Here is an 18946-nt window from a genome sequence, read left to right as displayed (position 1 = left end):
TGACATCGTACTCATGTCAACAATTAATAAAAGGAGCTTCTGTACTGATTTAATACAAAAAAATCCATAGATATTGCCTTGCAGATCAGAAAAATCTGTCTGTAATAATTAGAGGTAAAATAATAATATTATGCTACCGCAGCGAAAGAAAATGGCGGTGCCCGGGAGCTGAAATAGTCGAGTAAGCAACGATACGTCATCGCTTTCGGATGAGGCGTTTCATTATTTATCAGTGTACTGACAGGAAATTCAATAGCTAAAGATTCCGGTAACAGAACGTGATTCATCTGAAGATGCAGGGCGCACTGGCAGTCATCATCCTGAGCGATGGTAGGTCCTTTTTGAGTTTTGGAGTCTTTTAATTTAGCCGCAAAACTTTTAGCGTGTTTTGCATGATCAAAGCACACACTCATCCCACTGACATTGTACAGGAACACCATCAGCATTGAAAAAACAAAAAAGTTTTTAAGAGATTTATGCATAAGAAGGCACAAAAGTACAATATATTTTTTAAAAGGCGGTTCAGAAATTGGGCGAAAGCATGAAATGACGGATTATTCTAATTAATATTTTCAATAGAAATAGATTATAGTCAGTTTTCAATGAAGTTGCGACTGCCTGGATTTAATCAAAATTTAATTGAAAATAAAGAACTTAACTAAGCTGTATTAATTGTTCTTACTATTTAGTCGCTCCTTAAAAAGCTGTTTTTTGACTTTGAAAATTATATTTGCCTAAAAAGATTCGGAGAACAAGTTCGAGCCAAAGAAGAATTTGTTGTTTGATTTGATTCAATCTCATCTTCAAATTGTATCCAATCCCTGCTAATAATGCATTATTAATATCTCCAGCCACTCCTTTCAGGAAGTTTAATCCTAAGGAGTGGTTTCTTTTTAAATGAGAGATACAAGGTTCTATGGCTGCTCTTGCCCGGAATCTTAATCTGGCTACTTGTTGCCCATATTTTGTTTTTTCTTTTTTTGCGGGAAGCAAAATTGCTGTTCCTTCCACTTCTTTGATTCCTTTAAATCCTCTGTCTGTAGTGGCTTTCGTAGGTCTTGTTCCGCCAACGGATTTTCTTACCCTCTCACTCTGTGCCAATGATTCTTCAAGAGTTTTACTATCGTGAGGATTGCCAGAAAATCTCTTTACCGAGCTGATGATCCCTGTTTTCCGACCTCTTACTACTGCTACTTTTGTCCCAAACTCGTATGCTTTTCCCGATTTTCCTTTCGCAATACACGCAACTTGTGGCTCGTGAAGACTGTAAATTTTATCTTTCGTGGTACGTTCTTGGGTGAGTGCTTTAAGGTAAATTTTAAAAACGTCTTCGTAGCCTTTCAAAACATCTTTAGGAAGTTTTCTTTCCAATTCCCGAAGAACTCTTTTACCAATCGTCCTGAGCTTTTTCCTCGCCATTTTTGCCTTCTTCTGTCTTCTGGGATGATGTCCAAAAAAAGCGTCCCGCAATAATTGTTTGCTCACTCTTCTGTAGCTTTGTCTTTGTACAACGCTCTCTTTTTCTGCTATTTTTCTACAATTGTCGATTACTTTTTTTGCTAATTTGGCATCGGTAGGAAAGGTAATGTTCTTCTCCTGAACCGTCGTATCTACCTGAACTTCATCTTCTGTTTTGGCTTTGGGATGGAGAGAAACGCTTTGTCCCAAAAGAAATTCCAAACCCTTATCTCCAATTCTTTTTCTGAAGTGTACAAAATTGCTCGGATCGAAAGGCTGCTCTGTCTGGAAAAAGGTTTCTCCGGTAAAATATTGCCAATACGCATTCTCAATCCATCTCTCTATTACACTTTCATCACTTTCTTTAAACATTTCCTTGAGCAAAAGCATTCCTGCTATTTTACGGATAGCAATAGAAGGTCTTCCGTTTTCTGAAAATAATTTCTCAAACTCTGACTCCATTTTATCCCAGGAAATCTCCCCAGCTAATTTTACCACCGGATGCTCCATATTAATAAGCTCCGTAAGCCTGGTCTTGAATAAATTCTGCTGTAAATCCTCTCTTATTTTGCCTAACATTTTGCCACTTTTTATATCCTAAAAATACAATTTATTGCAATTTTTTACAACGATTTTTTACGAAATATAAGTGCATAAAACTGATAATCAAAATATTACTTGGTTTTTAAGGAATGACTATTTATTTTAATACAAAGTTTTATTTTAAATCATTGAATATTTAAGGGGCAAAGAGGAATCAACAAGTTGATTGGATGAAGCGATCGCAGTTGCCTTACAGCCTCATTAGTGGTTTTGTCATTTTTCTTTACTTCCCAAATAAGATACAAGATTGATCAAACCTTTGCGTTTAATATTTTAGTGCACCTATCCTGGATCAAGTGACTGATTATTTTTTTAGCTGTCTGTTGATCGTTTGATTTTCGAACTCTAAAAATCAAAACTCACCATTCCTGAAAAGTAAAAATGTATCCTTTACATCCTTCGGAGTTTCATTTAGAAAAATTTTTTTTTGATCAATTATTTGAAAAGTTTTTGCAGTAGCGAGAGAAATATGATTTGAAAGATCATCCAGTTCCTGCATTTCCGAAAGTCCTTTCATCTCGTCAATTCTTCTGGCAATATGATCGGGATAAGTAGGCGTCATTTTTTGCAGATCAGCATAGGTTCCCGGTAAAAAAACCTGCAGGCTTTCATTCATCTCCTCCAAAATACCGTAATGGGAAGCGCCCATCATGGCTTCAAAGAAAACTGCATTGATCCCCTTATTCACCATCGAAAAAAGTAATTTATACGCCGAAGCAGACTCAATTTTTTCTCCGGCATCTTTTAGTTTAAATATTCCGTCGAAGACATTCATCAGCAAACCTCTTTCTCTTCCGCTAACAACCATCACCGCATCATTTCCCACACTTTTTGCAACTCCCATGACAGCTCCATTGATGAAGATTCCATTTTTAGAATGAATGAGTTCTTCAATTTGCTTCACCGATTGTGGGGTATTGGAATTAAGATCCACATAGATCTGACCTCTTTTTTCATCTGACATCAACTCGGTAATCTGTTCAGCGATGTGAACACTGCTGTTAGGACTATTCACAGACAGAATGATATCACTTTGCTCCACCACAAACGATAGAGATCCAACATCTTTTATCTGAGAGTTTTCGATATTTTGCAGTGTCTTCGCAGATCTCCCTTTGCCAGCGGTAATCACCTCAAAATTATTGTTCAACAGCACATTTCCAATCGCCAATCCCATATCTCCGGGGAATAATAATCCTATCACTGATTTTGCTTTCATTCTGCTTTTTCTGATTTTGATCAAAGGTATTAAAGTATTTCTGAAAAAGGATTTAAACCATTCTAAAAATCATTTATCATTCCACAAAAAAAGCCACCAAAAATGGTGACTTAAAAAATTTGACAAAAATATTAATCTAACTTCCCGCCCAACGCTTTAAACAGCAGAACATTATTTCTTGTATTCTGATGTCTGAACTGCAGCAGATCCAATTCTGCCTGCAGCTTGCTCTTCTGGGAATTGATCAACTCAAAATAATTGGCATAACCCGTTACATACAAATCATTGGAAACCTCAACACCACGGTCGAGAAAGCCAACTTCTTCAGATTTTAATTGTAAAACCCTTTCATAGATTTTCGTCTGCTTTAAAATCGACTGAAGTTCATTGAATGCTGTAGTTACACTTTTCTGATAAGTTAAAAAAGCAATTTCCTGCTCTTTACTTGCCACATTGAATTCATATTTCAACTGGCCTTTATTAAAAACCGGAACCATTAAACCTCCCAATAATTGCCCGGCAAGCGAACTCGGATTGAAGAATGTTCCTGCAGAAAATGAATTCAGACCAAAACTTGCCCCTAGATCGATCTTCGGATAAAATGCCGCTCTTGCCGCTTTTGCATCTGCCTGAGAAGCTTCCAAAACATAATAATTGGATGCCACATCCGGTCTGGAATGAATCACCTTTTCAACATTGATGTTTTTATTTAAAATTTCCATGTTGGTGGGCATCAGGACGTTTCCGCGCTTGATTTCGCCGCCATAACTTCCCGTTAAGGTCGTTATCGCCTGTTCTACCGTGACAATTTCAACCTTAATATGTTCAATTTCTGCAAGCCAGTTGTTATTCTGAGCTTTAAACTGCTGAACCGCCAACTCTGTTGCTTTCCCGACTTCTCTTTGAGCCAAAACAATCTCGAAAGCTCTCTGCTGAAGATTATAGTTTTTCTGATAAATAGCCAATCGGTTATCTAAAGTCACCAATTGATAATACAAATTGGCAATATCGGTGAATAATTCAACCTGTAAAAGCCTCAAACCTTCTGCCGAAGCCAGATATTTTTTTTGAGCGGCAAGCTTTTTATTTTTCAGCTTTCCCCAGGCATCGACTTCCCAGCTGCTTCTTGCTCCCAACCAGTAATTAGGGGTAAAATCACGGTTGATTTTCTGATCTTCTGTAATATTTTGTGAAAGATTGGTATCGTAATTTCCCACTCCATCCATCGTATATTTTCCGTAACGGTCGCCTGAAGCTGTAGCTCCGATCTCTAAAGACGGTAGCAAATCCATCTTGGAACGTTGCAGAAAACTATTGGCAATATCCACACGCTGCTGTGCGATTTGAAAATCCGGATTTTCACGAACTACTTTATCAAAAAGAGCCAGCAACTGTTCATCTTTAAAATATTCTTTTAAATTAATCTGCTGAAAATCTGAATTTTCGGAAGCATTTTCTTTATTAACAATATGTTCAGGTAATTCTTTTGATTTCTTTAATTCCGTAACTTTTGGAACCGCACATGAAACTAAACTGAAAGCTGCGATTCCCAATATGATATTCCTATGATTTAACCTTTTCATCTTTCTTTTTATTTTCAAGTTTTGCAAAAAATATGTACAATCCCGGAATGATGACCAATCCGAAAACGGTTCCGATCAGCATTCCTCCCGCGGCAGCCGTACCAATGGAACGGTTTCCCACCGCTCCGGCTCCAGAAGCGATACATAAAGGAATTAATCCCGCGACAAAAGCAAACGAAGTCATTAAAATCGGACGAAGACGCTGTTTTGCCCCTTCAATAGCAGCAGGAATAATATCATAGCCTTCTTTATTTCGGGCAACGGCAAATTCCACGATCAAGATCGCATTTTTAGCTAAAAGTCCGATCAACATTACCAAAGCGACCTGCGCATAAATATTATTATCTAAACCTGCCAAAACCAACGCAATGTATGATCCGAAAATTCCGGTTGGCAAACTCAGTAAAACAGGCATCGGAAGAAGGAAACTCTCATATTGTGCCGCCAAAAGAAGGTACACAAAAAGAAGACAGATCATGAAAATATAGATGGTCTGATTTCCCGACAGAATTTCTTCCCTTGTCATTCCCGACCATTCAATATCGAAACCTTTAGGAAGAGTTTCTTTCGCGATCCTTTCTACGGCTGCGATGGCATCTCCCGAACTGTATCCGGGAGCAGCTTCACCATTAATCATCGCAGACATATACATATTATATCTCGTTAATACTTCTGGGCCATATACTTTTTCAATGGTAATAAATGTTGAAAAAGGAACCATTTCTCCTTTGTCGTTTTTCAGATATAAATTCAGAATACTTCCCGGTGTATCGCGATGTTCCGGACTGGCCTGCACCATCACCTTATACATCTGACTGAAACGAATAAAATTGGTCGCATAATAAGAACCTAACATCGTTTGAAGGGTCGACATCGCATTATCTACTGAAACCCCTTTCTTCGCTGCCATATCATAATCAATATTAATCATATACTGCGGGAAAGTAGCATCAAAACTGGTAAAGTTGTTTTTAAGCTCAGGTGATTCATTTAGTTTTTTAACGAAATCTTTTGTGATCTTATCTGTATTTTCTACTGTTCCGCCGGTTCTGTCCAATAATCTTAGTTCAAAACCACTGGTATTACCGAATCCAGGAACCGTTGGCGGCGCAAAAATTTCAATCTGAGCATCCGAAATTCCTTTTGTTTTTTCTGAAAGCTCTGCAATAAAATCATTCACAGAAATATCCCTTTGTTTCCAGTCTTTAAGGTTAATCATTGCCATTCCGTAGGAAGAGCCTGCAATTTCTGTCACAATACTATATCCTGCCAAAGTGGTCACGTTTTCCACCCCTTTGATCTTTTTGGCAATGGTGGTCACCTCATCCAATACCTTTTCGGTTCTTTCCACCGTTGCTCCCTGAGGAGTAGTAACACTTACATAAGCCATACCCTGATCTTCCATCGGGATAAATCCTGTCGGTAAAAATCTACTGGTAAGCGCAGTTAATACAATAAACAGGAATAATAATCCAAAAGTAACCACAGTTCTTGTCGCAAATTTGGATAAAATGCTTACATATCGGTTGGTTAATTTATCAAAACCTCTGTTAAAACTTTCGAAGAATTTATCAACAATATTTTTCTTTTTATCATGATTGTGAGGTTTTAAAATAATAGCACACAAAGCCGGAGTCAGCGTTAAGGCATTCACCCCCGAAATCACAATACTGATCGCCAGTGTTAAAGAAAACTGTCGGTAAAAAACTCCAACCGGACCATCCAGAAACGCCACCGGAATAAATACTGCAGACATTACAATCGTAATAGCGACAACAGCTCCCGCAATCTCTTTTGTAGCACTAATGGTGGCTTCCAAAGGCTGCATACCTTCTTCCATCTTTACGTGAACGGCCTCGACGACGACAATCGCATTATCCACCACAATACCTATGGCCAAAACCAAAGCAAATAAAGTCAATAGATTTACGGAGAAATCAAGCATATTCATAAAAGCAAAAGTTCCCACCAATGCTACCGGAACTGCCAGAACCGGAATTAAGGTGGAACGCCAGTCCTGAAGGAAAATAAACACCACAATTCCCACCAGAATGAAGGCTTCAACAAGCGTTGTTAGTACCGCACTGATCGACGCATCTAAAAATCGAGAGACGTCATACGCCATATTGTATTCCATGCCGGGAGGAAAAGAAGACACCTTCAATTCTTCCATTTTAGCCTTTACGCTTTCGATTACTTCAGATGCATTGGAACCGGGGCGCTGCTTCATCATAATCGATGCAGAAGGTCTTCCGTCGGTTTTGGAAACCATTCCGTAGTTCATGGCACCAAATTCAACTTTTGCAATATCTTTAAGCTTTAAAATAGTTCCGTTTTCATCAGCTCGAATCGGAACTTCTTCATATTGTTTAGGCTCATAAAATTTACCTTTATATTTAACAACATATTGAAGCTGGCTTGAGGTTTTCCCAGAAGTTTCTCCTACTTTTCCGGGAGCTGCCGAAATATTCTGCTTTTGTAGAGAAGCAATGACTTCATCTGCCGAAATACGGTAAGCTGCCATCTTCTGAGGATCCAGCCACACTCTCATCGAATATTCTTTCTGTCCCATGATCTCGGCACGTCCTACTCCATCGATACGTTTCAGCTCCTGAAGAACATTAATATCGGTAAAGTTGTAAATAAACTGCTCATCCTGGCTCGGGTCTGTACTGGTGATATTCAGATACATCAGCATACTGTTCACCTCTTTTTCTGTAGTAACACCGGCTCGAATTACCTCTTCCGGCAATTCATCCAAAATAGTTGTCACCCTGTTCTGAACGTTTACCGCAGCAACATCGGGATCAACACCTACTTCAAAGAAAACCTGAATCAGTGTTAAACCATCATTGGAAGTTACCGTCGACATATAGGTCATTCCGGGAACCCCGTTTATTGCCCGTTCTAAAGGAAGCGCCACTGCATTTGCCGAAACCTCAGCATTCGCCCCTGTATATTTCGCTGTTACCGTTACGGAAGGCGGTACAATATCGGGAAATTGAGTAATCGGCATCTTCATCAACGCCATGATTCCCATCAAAATAAAAAATATGGAAATAACCAGCGAAAGAACCTTTCGCCTTATAAACATTTCTACCATCGCTATTTGATTTAAATTTTATGAAAGATTAAAGCTTCTTTTTAATGTTAACCATATCACCGTCTTTCAAAGACTGTGTTCCTTCATAAATGATCAAATCGCCATTCTTCAGACCGCCATCCACCAGATAAGAATCTCTTAAAGTGCTTGCAATCTGAATATTGGTCATTTTTACTTTATTTTTATCATCCACGGTAAAAACATACGTTTTATCCTGAATGGAGAACGTAGATTTTTGCGGAATTAAAATAGCATCCGGTTGATTTTCAGAAATAATCAATTTTCCGGATGTTCCGTGCTTTATTAAATGTTTCGGATTCGGAAAAGCTACTTTATACTGAATTGAACCTGTGGCTCTGTCGATATCTCCGTCAGCAGTTTTTAAAGTTCCATTATATTGATAATGAGCTCCATTCGGAAGAGTAAGCGCAATATTTTGCTGTTTTCCCAACTTGTCATTCGCCAACATTTCGAAATATAAGTTTTCAGGAATCGAGAAATAAGCATACACTTCATCCAGCTGAGAAAGCGTGGTTAAAAGTGAACCGTTTTCCACCAGACTTCCGTCTTTAAAAGGAATAACATCGATCACTCCGTCAAAAGGAGCTACCAGATTGGTAAAACCTATCTTTTGAAGTACTGTTTTCTTTTCCGCATCTGCATAAGCGCGCTTTGCTTTTGCCGAAGAAAGTCTTGCTTTCACCATCTCCAATTCGTTATTGGCAACAAATTTTTTAGCGTGTAAACTTTCGATCTGTTTCAATTCTACTTCTGCAATGCGTACATCGGCATCGGCCTGTTTTAGAGCTGCATTTGCTTTTAAAAGATCCATTTGAAGTTCAGAATCATTAATTTTAAATAAAGGCTGACCCTTTTTCACAAACTGCCCTTCATTCACATACATTTTCTGAATAATTCCCACAATCCGGGAACGGATCTCTACATTTTTCTTTGCCTGAATATCGGTTACAAACTGATTGCTGACCAGCGTATCTTTCACCTTTACTTTAAGGACAGGAACATCCTTTATCTGCTTATCATTTGTTTTTTCCGCTTTACTGCATGACACAGCGAATAATATTGCCGTACAGCAAATTATTATATTTTTTAAGTACATCTTAGGTATATTAAGTTATAAAATTTGGTTAAAATAAACTGAATTTAAATAACTTAGCTAATAAAGCTGGAGGAGATGCAGGAAAGATTTTACTCCACAGACAATCGTCATGGAAATAACGGGAAGACTGATTTTATGAACGAAATCAATCGTTCGGAAGGTAGCTACTTCCTCTACTTCCTCTTTTTTCTGAACTGAATATTTTGAAATTTTTGACGAAGCAGGAATCGCCTTTGCATTCATGTCTGCCTGTTCAAAGACATCCAGAGTGCAGATATTCGTGATTGGCGGTAAGCAAGGTAATTTATTTAATGATTTTTCTGCCCATTTCGAGTTGAAAAGGGTAAAAACCAACATAAAATAAAAAAAGATATATGATCTCAGACTTGCCATGCCAAATCAGAACATTTTCGTTTTCGAATAAAAAACTGTGAATAGCGCAAAAATAAGGATTTTTAGAGGAGAAGGCTTAACAATTTATGTTAAAAAAACTTAAACTTGATATTTGTTATTGGTTGATCGTTTCCAGTTAATGGATATAATTCCGCTCAATCATCTATCAACTAAAAACCATCAACAAAAAAACGATCAACCATAATTTGACTTACTGTTCCTTTACAGCTTTGCCATATACCTCCAACGCTCTTTTTCTTGCGAAAGTATGTTCAACGATTGGATTGGGATTATTGATTTCATCCTGAGAGAGCCAAGTTTTGATATATTTTAAATCTTTATCAAATTTTTTAGTTTGTTCTGAAGGATTAAAGACTCTGAAATAAGGAGCTGCATCACATCCGCAACCTGCTGCCCACTGCCAGTTTCCGTTGTTGGAAGACAATTCGTAGTCCAGTAGTTTTTCAGCAAAATAAGCTTCTCCCCAACGCCAGTCGATCAAAAGATGCTTGGTAAGAAAGCTGGCAACAACCATTCGTACTCTGTTGTGCATGAATCCGGTTTCGTTCAGTTGACGCATTCCGGCATCCACAATGGGATACCCCGTTTTTCCTTCACACCATTTTTTAAATTCCTTTTCACTATTTCGCCATTCGATATTTTCGTATTTTTCCTTAAAAGAATGATGAACTACTTTTGGAAAATGATATAAGATCTGCATGAAAAATTCTCTCCAGATCAGCTCTTTCAGCCAAACCTGATTATGTTCTGAAGCGAATTTTACACATTCCCAAACAGAAATAGTTCCGAAACGAAGAGCAACCCCTAAATGCGTGGTATGATCCAATGCAGGAAAATCTCTGAATTGATCATAATTATTAATAATTTTCTTTTCCAGCGTTGGCTTTTTGAATTCGACATCCGTTTTTTCGAAGCCGATATCTTTTAACGTAAGAAATTTCGGTGCTGAATACTGTAAAAATTGAGAAAAATCTGTCGTGAAAATCTGAATTTTATTTTGATGAAAATTTTCAAGCCATTTTTTAGAATAAGGTGTAAAAACAGTATAAGGATTCCCGTCATTCTTTACGACCTCGCCTTTTTCAAAAATGACCTGATCTTTATAATCTTTAAAGTTAATATTATTTTCAGTCAGCAAATCCTTGATCTCCTGATCACGTTTTATAGCCTGCGGTTCATAGTCCCGGTTACAGAAAACAGTTTCAATATCATACTCTTTCATCAGTTTTTTAAAAACATCCGCAGGCTTCCCTTTAAAAGTCGAAAGTCCGCTTTTGTGAGAATTTAATTCCTGATGAATTTCCTCCAAAGCCTGATGAAAATAATCAACTCTCCTATCGGATTTATTTTCAAGCTGATCTAAAATTTCTGTATCAAATATAAAAATCGGTAAAACTTTCAGTCCGGATTTCAAAGCGTGATGCAAACCTGTAGTATCATTCAATCTTAAATCCCGGCGAAACCAAAAAATAGCAATCTTCTCCATATTAATGATTAAAACGTTCTTCTAGGATTTTGTATCTGTAATTAAAAATATCTTCCAGTTTCTTTTTCACCAAAATAGAATGGGCAATTTCACCCAAAAAACCTAAAGGCAATTCATAATCTACTGTATCTTTCATTAAAACTCCGTTTTCATTTTCAATAAATTCATGATGATGATGCCAAAGTTTATAAGGTCCTTTTTTCTGAAAATCGATAAAGCTTTTCTGAAAATCAACTTTGAGAATCTCCGTCTGCCATTTCATTTTAATCCCGAACAGAGGCGAAACAAAATAATCAATGATCATTCCTTCATAAATCTCATCGTTTTCAAAATTCGTTAAAACAATGAATTTCATGTCTTTTGGCGTAATCTCTGAAAGATTATTTGCAGAAGAAAAAAATTTCCAGGCAGTTTGGATGTCGCAGTTTAATTGCTGCTCGCGGTACAGTTGATGAATCATGCTTTTTTTGAAAAGTTTTATGCAATAAAAGTACCATAAAAAAACCACCATTAAAGGTGGTTCATTTATTTTTATTTCAAAATTGATTTAAAATTTTCTATCAATTATTTATAATGTAGAAATATCCCCGAATCGGTTGGTGTCCAAAGCGCAGCCTTTTGTCCGGCAGCCTTCAAAGCATCATTTGCCCAGGTATTGCAGGTATTGAGAAAGCTGTATTTCCCCTTCGCATCATAAAATGCATCATTATCGCTATAGACCGCATCAGTAGGAATCAAAATAAAATTTCCGTTTTGATCTTTATCAAATTTATCATTGACAAAAGTGACTAACTTTTTATACTGTTCACGGCTGATCATGATCTTTTTACAATCATCACCTTCTTTCATGGTCTTATAAAAAGTACAGTGCATCGCAGATTCACTCAACCAGAATGCTGCTCTAAATGCTGTCGAGAATTTAAGGTCAGCCCAGGTTGGCGTATCCAGATAAAAACCTTTATCACCCCAGCCTACGCCTACATAATTGTAATCTGTTCTTTTGGAAAGTGTATTGGCAAAAGGTATTTTCGTACTCCAATCTTCCAGATCATTTTTGACAGGCATCACGATGTCCGTGTGCACGCCGTTGGTATAAATATAAATAGGAATTTCTTTTTTCTGTCCGTCATCTTTTGCAGAGACTTCTATAAAAGGTAAAAAATAACCTAAAGCTAAATATACAACAACAATTCCAAGGATAATACCTATTGCTTTTATTAAAAGAATGAACATTTTTTTCACGATCATGTTTAATTAAGATGAATAAAATTTAATTTACAACTTTTGGTAAAAGTATTTGTTTTAATCGAAAAAATCACTACATTTAGTTACGAAATATTCACAAATATGCGTAAAAATACCAAATCCCAGAAAAGATTTAAAGTTAGAGTAAAAGTAGCTCCAAAAAGAGTACAAAAAAGACGTTGATTTTCAGGAGAAATATTCTCATGGAAGTCAATTTTTCTTTTTAAGAAAAGCTTTTACAGAAATTTATTCAGTTAAATCTTAACCTCCTTACAATGTAAAGTTTAAGGAATGGACGATTATCCTCTTTAACTTTGGAAAGACAAAATTCCAAACGAGGAATTATCACCAAAAATCTGACCTATTTTTATCTGAAGATTTTTCCAAGAACTCAATATTTCTTTTCAAACCTGCAAATTTGGTTCTTTTTACCGGAGATTTTCTAAAGATCTCTGAGAAAAGTTCCTGCGTAAGTTCCTTCCATTCTCCCTTTTTGAAATTTTTTAATGATTCATTAGGCTGAAATTTACTTTGTTTATTGGGCGCTGAAAATCGATTCCACGGGCAGACATCCTGGCAAACATCACATCCAAACATCCAGTCATCCATTTTATCGTGAAAATAATCCGGAATTTCATTTTTTAACTCAATCGTTGCGTAAGAAATACATTTGCTTCCGTCCACAATTTTTTCAGAAATAATAGCATTTGTCGGACAAGCATCAATACATTTTCGGCAGGAACCACAATGATCCGTCGTCGGATGATCGGGAATAAGTTCTAAATCACAAATAATTTCTGCCAAAAAATAAAACGATCCGCTTTGCTTGGTAATCAGGTTCGCATTTTTACCCACCCAGCCGATTCCTGATTTTTTGGCCCAACTTCTCTCCAAAACAGGTGCTGAATCAACAAAAACACGAAATCCGAATTCGCCGATCTCATCCTGTAATTCAGAAACCATTTCGCGGAGAATATCTTTTATAACCTCATGATAGTCTTCTGCATAGGCATATTTAGAAATCTTAAAATTCTCCAGGGTAGAAATTTTTTCTTCCGGAAAATAATTATAGGAAAGCGAAATCACAGACTTTGAACCCTCCACCAATAATCTCGGATCCAATCTTTTATCGAAATGATTTTCCATGTATTTCATTTCTCCATGAAAATTATTCTTTAGCCATTGTTCGAGTTTAGGAGCCTCTTCTTCTAAAAAATCTGCTTTTGAAATACCACAATTCTGAAACCCAAAACTTTTGGCTTTGGCTTTTATGAGCTGTGAATATTTTTCGGCACTTGAATTCATAATTTCGCATTGCAAAACTAAGATTATTTTATAAATTTGTTTAGACTTTAGATTATTAAACAAAGGTATGCATCTTTGAAAAAATCTATTTTATATTTTTAACTCTAAAATAATAACATTTATGTCTTTAGCAGAAGTAATAAAATCAGGAAATTATGAATTAATTGATGTTCGTGAACCAATGGAACTGGAAATGGACGGAAATATAGAAGGGGCTAAAAATATCCCGCTGGGTGAAGTAGAAGATAGACAAGAAGAAATTTTATCTATCGAAAAACCTGTTATTTTGTTCTGCAGAAGCGGAAACAGAAGCGGAAAAGCATTGGAATATCTTAATTCACAAGGTTTAAAAGACGGCTATAACGGCGGTGGCTGGGCTGAACTTAAAGCTAATCTGGAAGCAAATCAAGGAACTTTTTAAAAGTTCCTTTTTTTATCTAAAATACTGAATGATGGAACTGAAAGAAAGATTTACACAAACCTGTTTTCCATTTACACAAGATCAAAATGTTATTGATTTTTTATGGCAGGAAATCGAAAAGAAATATTCTGAAAAAGGCAGACATTATCATAATCTGGAACATCTTGACAATATGTTTGTCGAGCTTGATGCTGTAAAAGATCAAATTTCAAGCTTCAGTACTATTTCATTTTCTGTATTTTATCATGATGTTATTTATGATGCTTCATCTAAAACTAATGAAGAAAAAAGTGCCGATTTTGCTTTAAAAAGACTTCAACAACTTGACGTAAATAAAGCAGATATTTCAGAAATTCATCATCAAATTTTAGCCACAAAATCTCATCAGAAATCGGAAAACAAAGACACGAATTATCTTTTGGATGTAGATCTTTCGATTCTTGGAAAAGATTTGGAAACCTATTTAGAGTACACCAAAAAGATTCGAAAAGAATATTCTATCTATCCTGATTTATTATACAAGCCCGGAAGAAAAAAGGTTTTGAAACACTTTTTAGAACTTGAAAATATTTTTAAAACTAATGTTTTTAAAGAAAAATATGAATCTAGGGCAAGAGAGAATATTTTATTTGAAATTGAAAGTTTATAGATTAATTTTAAGTTTGGGCTAAAGCCAATAAATGTTTTCAAAAAGTAAAGCGGACTAAAGTCCGCTCCTATTGATATTTTAAGAATTCAAAACGGCAGTTATAAATTCTTTTGACCTTTCTAAAACTACCTCCGGATTTTCCTTGTACGGTGTGTGCCCGATGTTTGGAATGATAAATTTTTCTGCACTTCCGCTTACTTGCGAAACTGTTTTTTCCACCTGATCTAAGGTTCCGTATTCGTCAGCTTCGCCTTGAATGAACAATAATGGAGACATTATATTTTTCAGCAAATATTCAATATTCCAGGTTCTGAATCGGTCGCTTAACCAGATTTCAGTCCAAGCTTTTACGACTGTTTCTACTTTATCACCATGGTATTTTTGTAAACGCTCAGGAAGATTGGTTGTTTGGTAAGCTTCTAATGCATCTTTTACTCCTTTTACTGTTACATCTTCCACGAAAATATGTCCGGCTTCGCAGATGGTTGCCTTTATTTTTTCAGGGTATTTTGAAGCTGTAATTAATGCAATTGTGCCGCCGTCGCTGTGACCAAAAAGAATGACATCATTTATATTTAATTCATTCAAAAGATCATTCAGCAAATCAGCTTCTGATTCCATGTAATTATTTTCTCGTTCATGCGTTGGCATCGGGGAAGATTTTCCGTAACCTAAACGATCATAAACCAAAGTGTTACATTCCGTAGCTTCCGCCAATTTTGCAGGAAAATCCCTCCAAAGTTGAGTCGAACCTAAAGAATCATGTAAAAAGACAATTGTTGGTTTATTTTTAAATGAATTATTATATTCTGTATAAAGTTTTTTACCATTTACATCGATAATCCTTCCTTCCATTATTTTAAACTTTATAATAAATTGGGGTTATTTGCTTCGTTAAATTCTTTCAATAAATTTTGGAAAACAGTTTCCACAGGGAGAACATCATCAATCAAAGCAGAGACCTGCCCTATTTCTAATTCTCCATCTTCCATGTCACCTTCGAACATTCCCTTTTTGGCTCTTGCACGCCCCAAAGAAGCTATTAGAGATTCTTTATTTCTTCCGACATTATAGATTTCTTCAAGCTCGTTAAAGAACTTATTCTTAACCATTCTTACAGGCGCCAATTCTTTCAAAGTTAAATGCGTATCGCCTTCCTGAAGTTCCGTGATTTTTTGTTTCCAATTATCATGTGCACTGGCTTCTGTTGTTGCTGCAAAACGGGAACCGATCTGAACGCCGTCTGCACCCAAAATCATTGCAGCTTTCATCTGAGAACCTAAAGCAATTCCGCCAGCTGCGATTAATGGTTTAGAGATATGCTTTCTTACATTTGGAATCAAACAAAAAGTTGTTGTTTCGTCTCTTCCGTTATGACCGCCTGCTTCAAAACCTTCCGCAACAATAGCATCAACTCCTGCATCTTCGCATTTCACGGCAAATTTGGTCGAAGAAACTACGTGAGCTACTTTTACGCCTTCCTTCTGAAGCGTTTCTGTATAGGCTTTTGGACTTCCGGCAGATGTAAAAACGATCTTTACGCCTTCTTCCAGAATAATATTAATGATTTCTTCTAAATTTGGATACAGCAAAGCGACATTCACCCCAAAAGGCTTATCTGTAGCTTTCTTACATTTTTGAATATTTTCACGCAAAATATCGGGATACATACTTGCTGAACCAATTAATCCCAAACCACCACAATTAGAAACAGCCGAAGCCAATCTCCAACCTGAATGCCAAATCATCCCAGCCTGAATGATAGGATACTGAATATTAAAAAGTTGGGTAATTCTATTTTGATTCTCGTGCATATCGTGAAGTTTTTTAGCTGAATTAAAATCTATAAATTGGCTCATATTGTAAAAATACTAATTTGCCACGAATGCACGAATATTTTTATTTCCCACAGGTCACAGATGATGATGCTCATTTTTTATGGCTTCAGCTTCGTGATCTTTTATAAGTAGAACGGCTTGGTGAGCCTTAAAGCGGTCAGTGGTAGAAAAACTTCGTGCTCTTTGTGTTCATATAATAAAAGCATACAGCAGGGCTATCATTTGCTGAGTAGAACGCAGTTGCGAACTGAAAATCAGCAGTATCATTTAAAAATATCCTGGCAAACTTAGCGTTAAGAATACTTATTAGTCATGAATTCACGAATATTTTATTCCCCACAGATGGCACAAGTTTTACAGTTGATACTGTCTTTGTTGGTTTTTCGCAAAGACGCAAAGATATTTTTTAATGCTTGATGTTTTTAAGGCGCAAGGATTTTATCTAAGATAAAATTGAAGACTGCATACTATGGCCACGAATGCGCGAATATTTTTATTTCCCACAGATCGCAGATTTTCCACAGATGATAATGCTCATTTTTTATTGCTTCATCTTTCCGGTCTTTTATAAGTGAAATCGAAGATTATCTCCTTTCAGTCGATGAATGATATTTTGACGGAGTCAAACGGCTTGACAGGTAACTTTTCTAAAATTACAGATAGCTCGGTGTTCAACAGATCAAGTGGAAAGAAAATCAATAGCCTGATCTTATAGCCAGCTCAAGAATACCGGTACTATTTGCTAAAAATGGCTGCATAATTAATTTTTAGACAGGGAGGCTTCACCTTTTTGTGTGGTTCATAAATTTCGGCGTTAATCCGTAATCAAAAGCCTAATTTTTTATATTTACTTTTAAAACAAAACAGGGGCAATTTTATTTAAAAAATACCCCCTGTTAAATATATTAAAATTTGTATTTATGATCCGATCTGGATGTAGATCCATTATTTTCCTACCATCCAATATTAGTTTTTACCATCCTGGATTTTGCTGGCTTGCCAGAAGAGGGTTTACACTCGTTGTCATCAATGGTATTGGCCATAAGAATCTCCTATCCGTATAAGGTATGGCACCTGTTAGGTTTCCGGAATAAGGAACCCCTATCGTATATCCTGCAGCTGCCGGAAATCCATTAGGAACTTTTGCCGGAATTCCCTGAGTAGGAGCAACATCATCATTAACCAACCGATGAATATCTCCCCAACGCGCTCCCTCACAACTCAGCTCTATCCTTCTTTCCAGTAAGATCGCTCTTACTAAATCTTCTTTATTGGCAATTGATGTACCCGTATAAGCTTCTGTAGCCGGGTTAGCCAATGATCTGTTTCGAACTTCGTTAAGGAGCTTTAACGCATTGGTCATATCATTTATTCTTGCATACGCCTCTGCGGCAGCTAATTTCATTTCAGAAAACCGCACAATCGGTGATGCATCTGTATAATTAACGATATCTCTATATTTTCTTGTAAATCTGGCACCAGAGACAACAGCAGTCATCTCTCTCCTCTTATCATTTTCTAACCATAAAGGATTATTCCATAAAATAGGACTGATCGCGATGAGTGATCTGTTATTAAATTGGGAGGCTAATGCCCCATTAACTCCCGGATTGTTATTCGCGGTATTGATAATTGAAAAAATCGACTCTGTATTGCCCAGGTTATTATTAAATACAGCTGCCGGATCTGCCTCTAAGGCATACATAGAAGTAAGCTTAGTATATTGTGTAATCACTTCATTCCAGTTTCTCATATTTAAATAAGCCCTGATCTTAATTGCAATGGCTGCACCCTTTGTAATTTTGCCTATTTTATTGATTCCTAACCTCTGAGCGTTGGTCGGAAGCCCATTTTCTGCAGCATTAAGATCGGTCAACAATTTCTGATAATCTTCTGCGACCGTTCCTCTGCCCACCAGCATCGCTTGCTCAATAGTAGCTTCAGTATCCACTCCTACCGTCCTGTAAGGGATTCCGGCAGAAGCTCCATTATCCAAATGATAAGGTCTCGAGAACTGTTTTAACAGTTCCAAATGAGCTAAGGCTCTGAAAAATAAAATTTCTCCTTTGTATATATTTCCCTGAACCTCAGTAATAACATGATTGTTTACTGCCCTGTCAATCCCTTCATTAACGAGGTTGGCACGGTTTATTAGCCGATAAGCATCTGTCCAATAATGAACATTATTAGCAGTAGTTGGATCATAATTGGATTCGTAGGTCAGTTGATAAAAAGCATCTGTGTTAACAACGTCCTCTCCCCTTGCTTCATTCTGTTGAAAGTAGGCCGCCCCGAAAACATAGCCTCGCGGTGATCCGTTAAAATTTCCCATTTGTGCTGCATTGTACACGCCATTCACCGCCAGCTGAACCAAATCGGGAGAGGTAAAGGCTAATTCAGGATTGGGGTTATTAAAAGAAGTTGTATCTAAGATGTCCTGCTGACAAGAACCCAGTACCAATCCTGCAGAAGCTACTATTATATATTTTTTTAAAGTATTCATTA

16 protein-coding genes are annotated in these 18946 nt (G+C 36.7%); 2 read left to right on the top strand and 14 right to left on the bottom strand.

From position 1 onward, the window contains the following. Nucleotides 1–128: 128 nt before the first annotated feature. The 11 genes from VUJ46_RS21315 to queG form a co-directional block, all read right to left on the bottom strand. Complete coding sequence (locus tag VUJ46_RS21315) at nt 129–413, bottom strand: hypothetical protein (protein ID WP_326982669.1); 285 nt, start codon at nt 411–413, stop codon at nt 129–131. Nucleotides 414–696: 283 nt separating this feature from the next. Beyond that, nucleotides 697–2037: an IS5 family transposase gene (locus tag VUJ46_RS21310; RefSeq protein ID WP_326981209.1), complete on the bottom strand. Its 1341-nt coding sequence runs from the start codon at nt 2035–2037 to the stop codon at nt 697–699. 376 nt (nt 2038–2413) lie between these two features. Then, nucleotides 2414–3280 carry an NAD(P)-dependent oxidoreductase gene (locus tag VUJ46_RS21305; RefSeq protein ID WP_326982668.1) on the bottom strand — a complete coding sequence of 289 codons (867 nt, stop codon included), beginning with the start codon at nt 3278–3280 and terminating at the stop codon, nt 2414–2416. A gap of 131 nt (nt 3281–3411) precedes the next feature. Then, nucleotides 3412–4863 (bottom strand): TolC family protein, encoded by a 1452-nt coding sequence (locus VUJ46_RS21300; RefSeq protein WP_326982667.1) that lies wholly within the window; start codon nt 4861–4863, stop codon nt 3412–3414. After that, a complete protein-coding gene (locus tag VUJ46_RS21295) occupies nt 4844–7966 on the bottom strand; it encodes an efflux RND transporter permease subunit (RefSeq protein ID WP_326982666.1) in 3123 nt (1040 codons plus the stop codon). Before VUJ46_RS21295 ends, VUJ46_RS21300 begins: the two co-directional genes overlap by 20 nt. Nucleotides 7967–7994: 28 nt before the next feature. After that, nucleotides 7995–9035: an efflux RND transporter periplasmic adaptor subunit gene (locus tag VUJ46_RS21290; RefSeq protein ID WP_326982665.1), complete on the bottom strand. Its 1041-nt coding sequence runs from the start codon at nt 9033–9035 to the stop codon at nt 7995–7997. A 105-nt stretch (nt 9036–9140) separates the two neighbouring features. Beyond that, complete coding sequence (locus tag VUJ46_RS21285) at nt 9141–9476, bottom strand: hypothetical protein (RefSeq protein ID WP_326982664.1); 336 nt, start codon at nt 9474–9476, stop codon at nt 9141–9143. 211 nt (nt 9477–9687) lie between these two features. Then, nucleotides 9688–10983 (bottom strand): cryptochrome/photolyase family protein, encoded by a 1296-nt coding sequence (locus VUJ46_RS21280; protein ID WP_326982663.1) that lies wholly within the window; start codon nt 10981–10983, stop codon nt 9688–9690. Between the two features lies 1 nt (nt 10984). Further along, complete coding sequence (locus tag VUJ46_RS21275) at nt 10985–11443, bottom strand: SRPBCC family protein (RefSeq protein ID WP_326982662.1); 459 nt, start codon at nt 11441–11443, stop codon at nt 10985–10987. A 104-nt stretch (nt 11444–11547) separates the two neighbouring features. Next, complete coding sequence (locus VUJ46_RS21270; RefSeq protein ID WP_326982661.1) at nt 11548–12225, bottom strand: TIGR02117 family protein; 678 nt, start codon at nt 12223–12225, stop codon at nt 11548–11550. Between the two features lie 348 nt (nt 12226–12573). Next, a complete protein-coding gene (gene queG / locus VUJ46_RS21265; RefSeq protein WP_326982660.1) occupies nt 12574–13533 on the bottom strand; it encodes a tRNA epoxyqueuosine(34) reductase QueG in 960 nt (319 codons plus the stop codon). A 121-nt stretch (nt 13534–13654) separates the two neighbouring features. On the opposite strand from queG, the gene VUJ46_RS21260 reads away from it, so the two are divergent. Both VUJ46_RS21260 and VUJ46_RS21255 read left to right on the top strand, forming a co-directional pair. Then, a complete protein-coding gene (locus tag VUJ46_RS21260) occupies nt 13655–13954 on the top strand; it encodes a rhodanese-like domain-containing protein (RefSeq protein WP_267405190.1) in 300 nt (99 codons plus the stop codon). 28 nt (nt 13955–13982) lie between these two features. Beyond that, nucleotides 13983–14603, top strand: coding sequence for an HD domain-containing protein (locus VUJ46_RS21255; protein ID WP_326982659.1), 621 nt, complete (start codon nt 13983–13985; stop codon nt 14601–14603). Between the two features lie 78 nt (nt 14604–14681). Here VUJ46_RS21255 and VUJ46_RS21250 read toward each other — a convergent pair whose 3' ends face one another. From VUJ46_RS21250 to VUJ46_RS21240, 3 genes are all read right to left on the bottom strand, one after another. Next, nucleotides 14682–15458, bottom strand: a complete 777-nt coding sequence (locus VUJ46_RS21250; RefSeq protein WP_326982658.1) for an alpha/beta fold hydrolase — start codon at nt 15456–15458, stop codon at nt 14682–14684. 11 nt (nt 15459–15469) lie between these two features. Then, the gene (locus VUJ46_RS21245; RefSeq protein ID WP_326982657.1) at nt 15470–16462 is read right to left on the bottom strand and encodes an NAD(P)H-dependent flavin oxidoreductase; all 993 of its coding nucleotides are present in this window, start codon (nt 16460–16462) and stop codon (nt 15470–15472) included. A 952-nt stretch (nt 16463–17414) separates the two neighbouring features. Continuing rightward, complete coding sequence (locus VUJ46_RS21240) at nt 17415–18944, bottom strand: RagB/SusD family nutrient uptake outer membrane protein (protein WP_326982656.1); 1530 nt, start codon at nt 18942–18944, stop codon at nt 17415–17417. Between the last annotated feature and the right edge of the window lie 2 nt (nt 18945–18946).

The sequence above is a fragment of the Chryseobacterium sp. MYb264 genome, assembly GCF_035974275.1.
GTDB lineage: Bacteria > Bacteroidota > Bacteroidia > Flavobacteriales > Weeksellaceae > Chryseobacterium.
The sequence above is the reverse complement of the archived record's forward strand: the minus strand, read 5'-3'. Positions and strand labels throughout refer to the sequence as shown.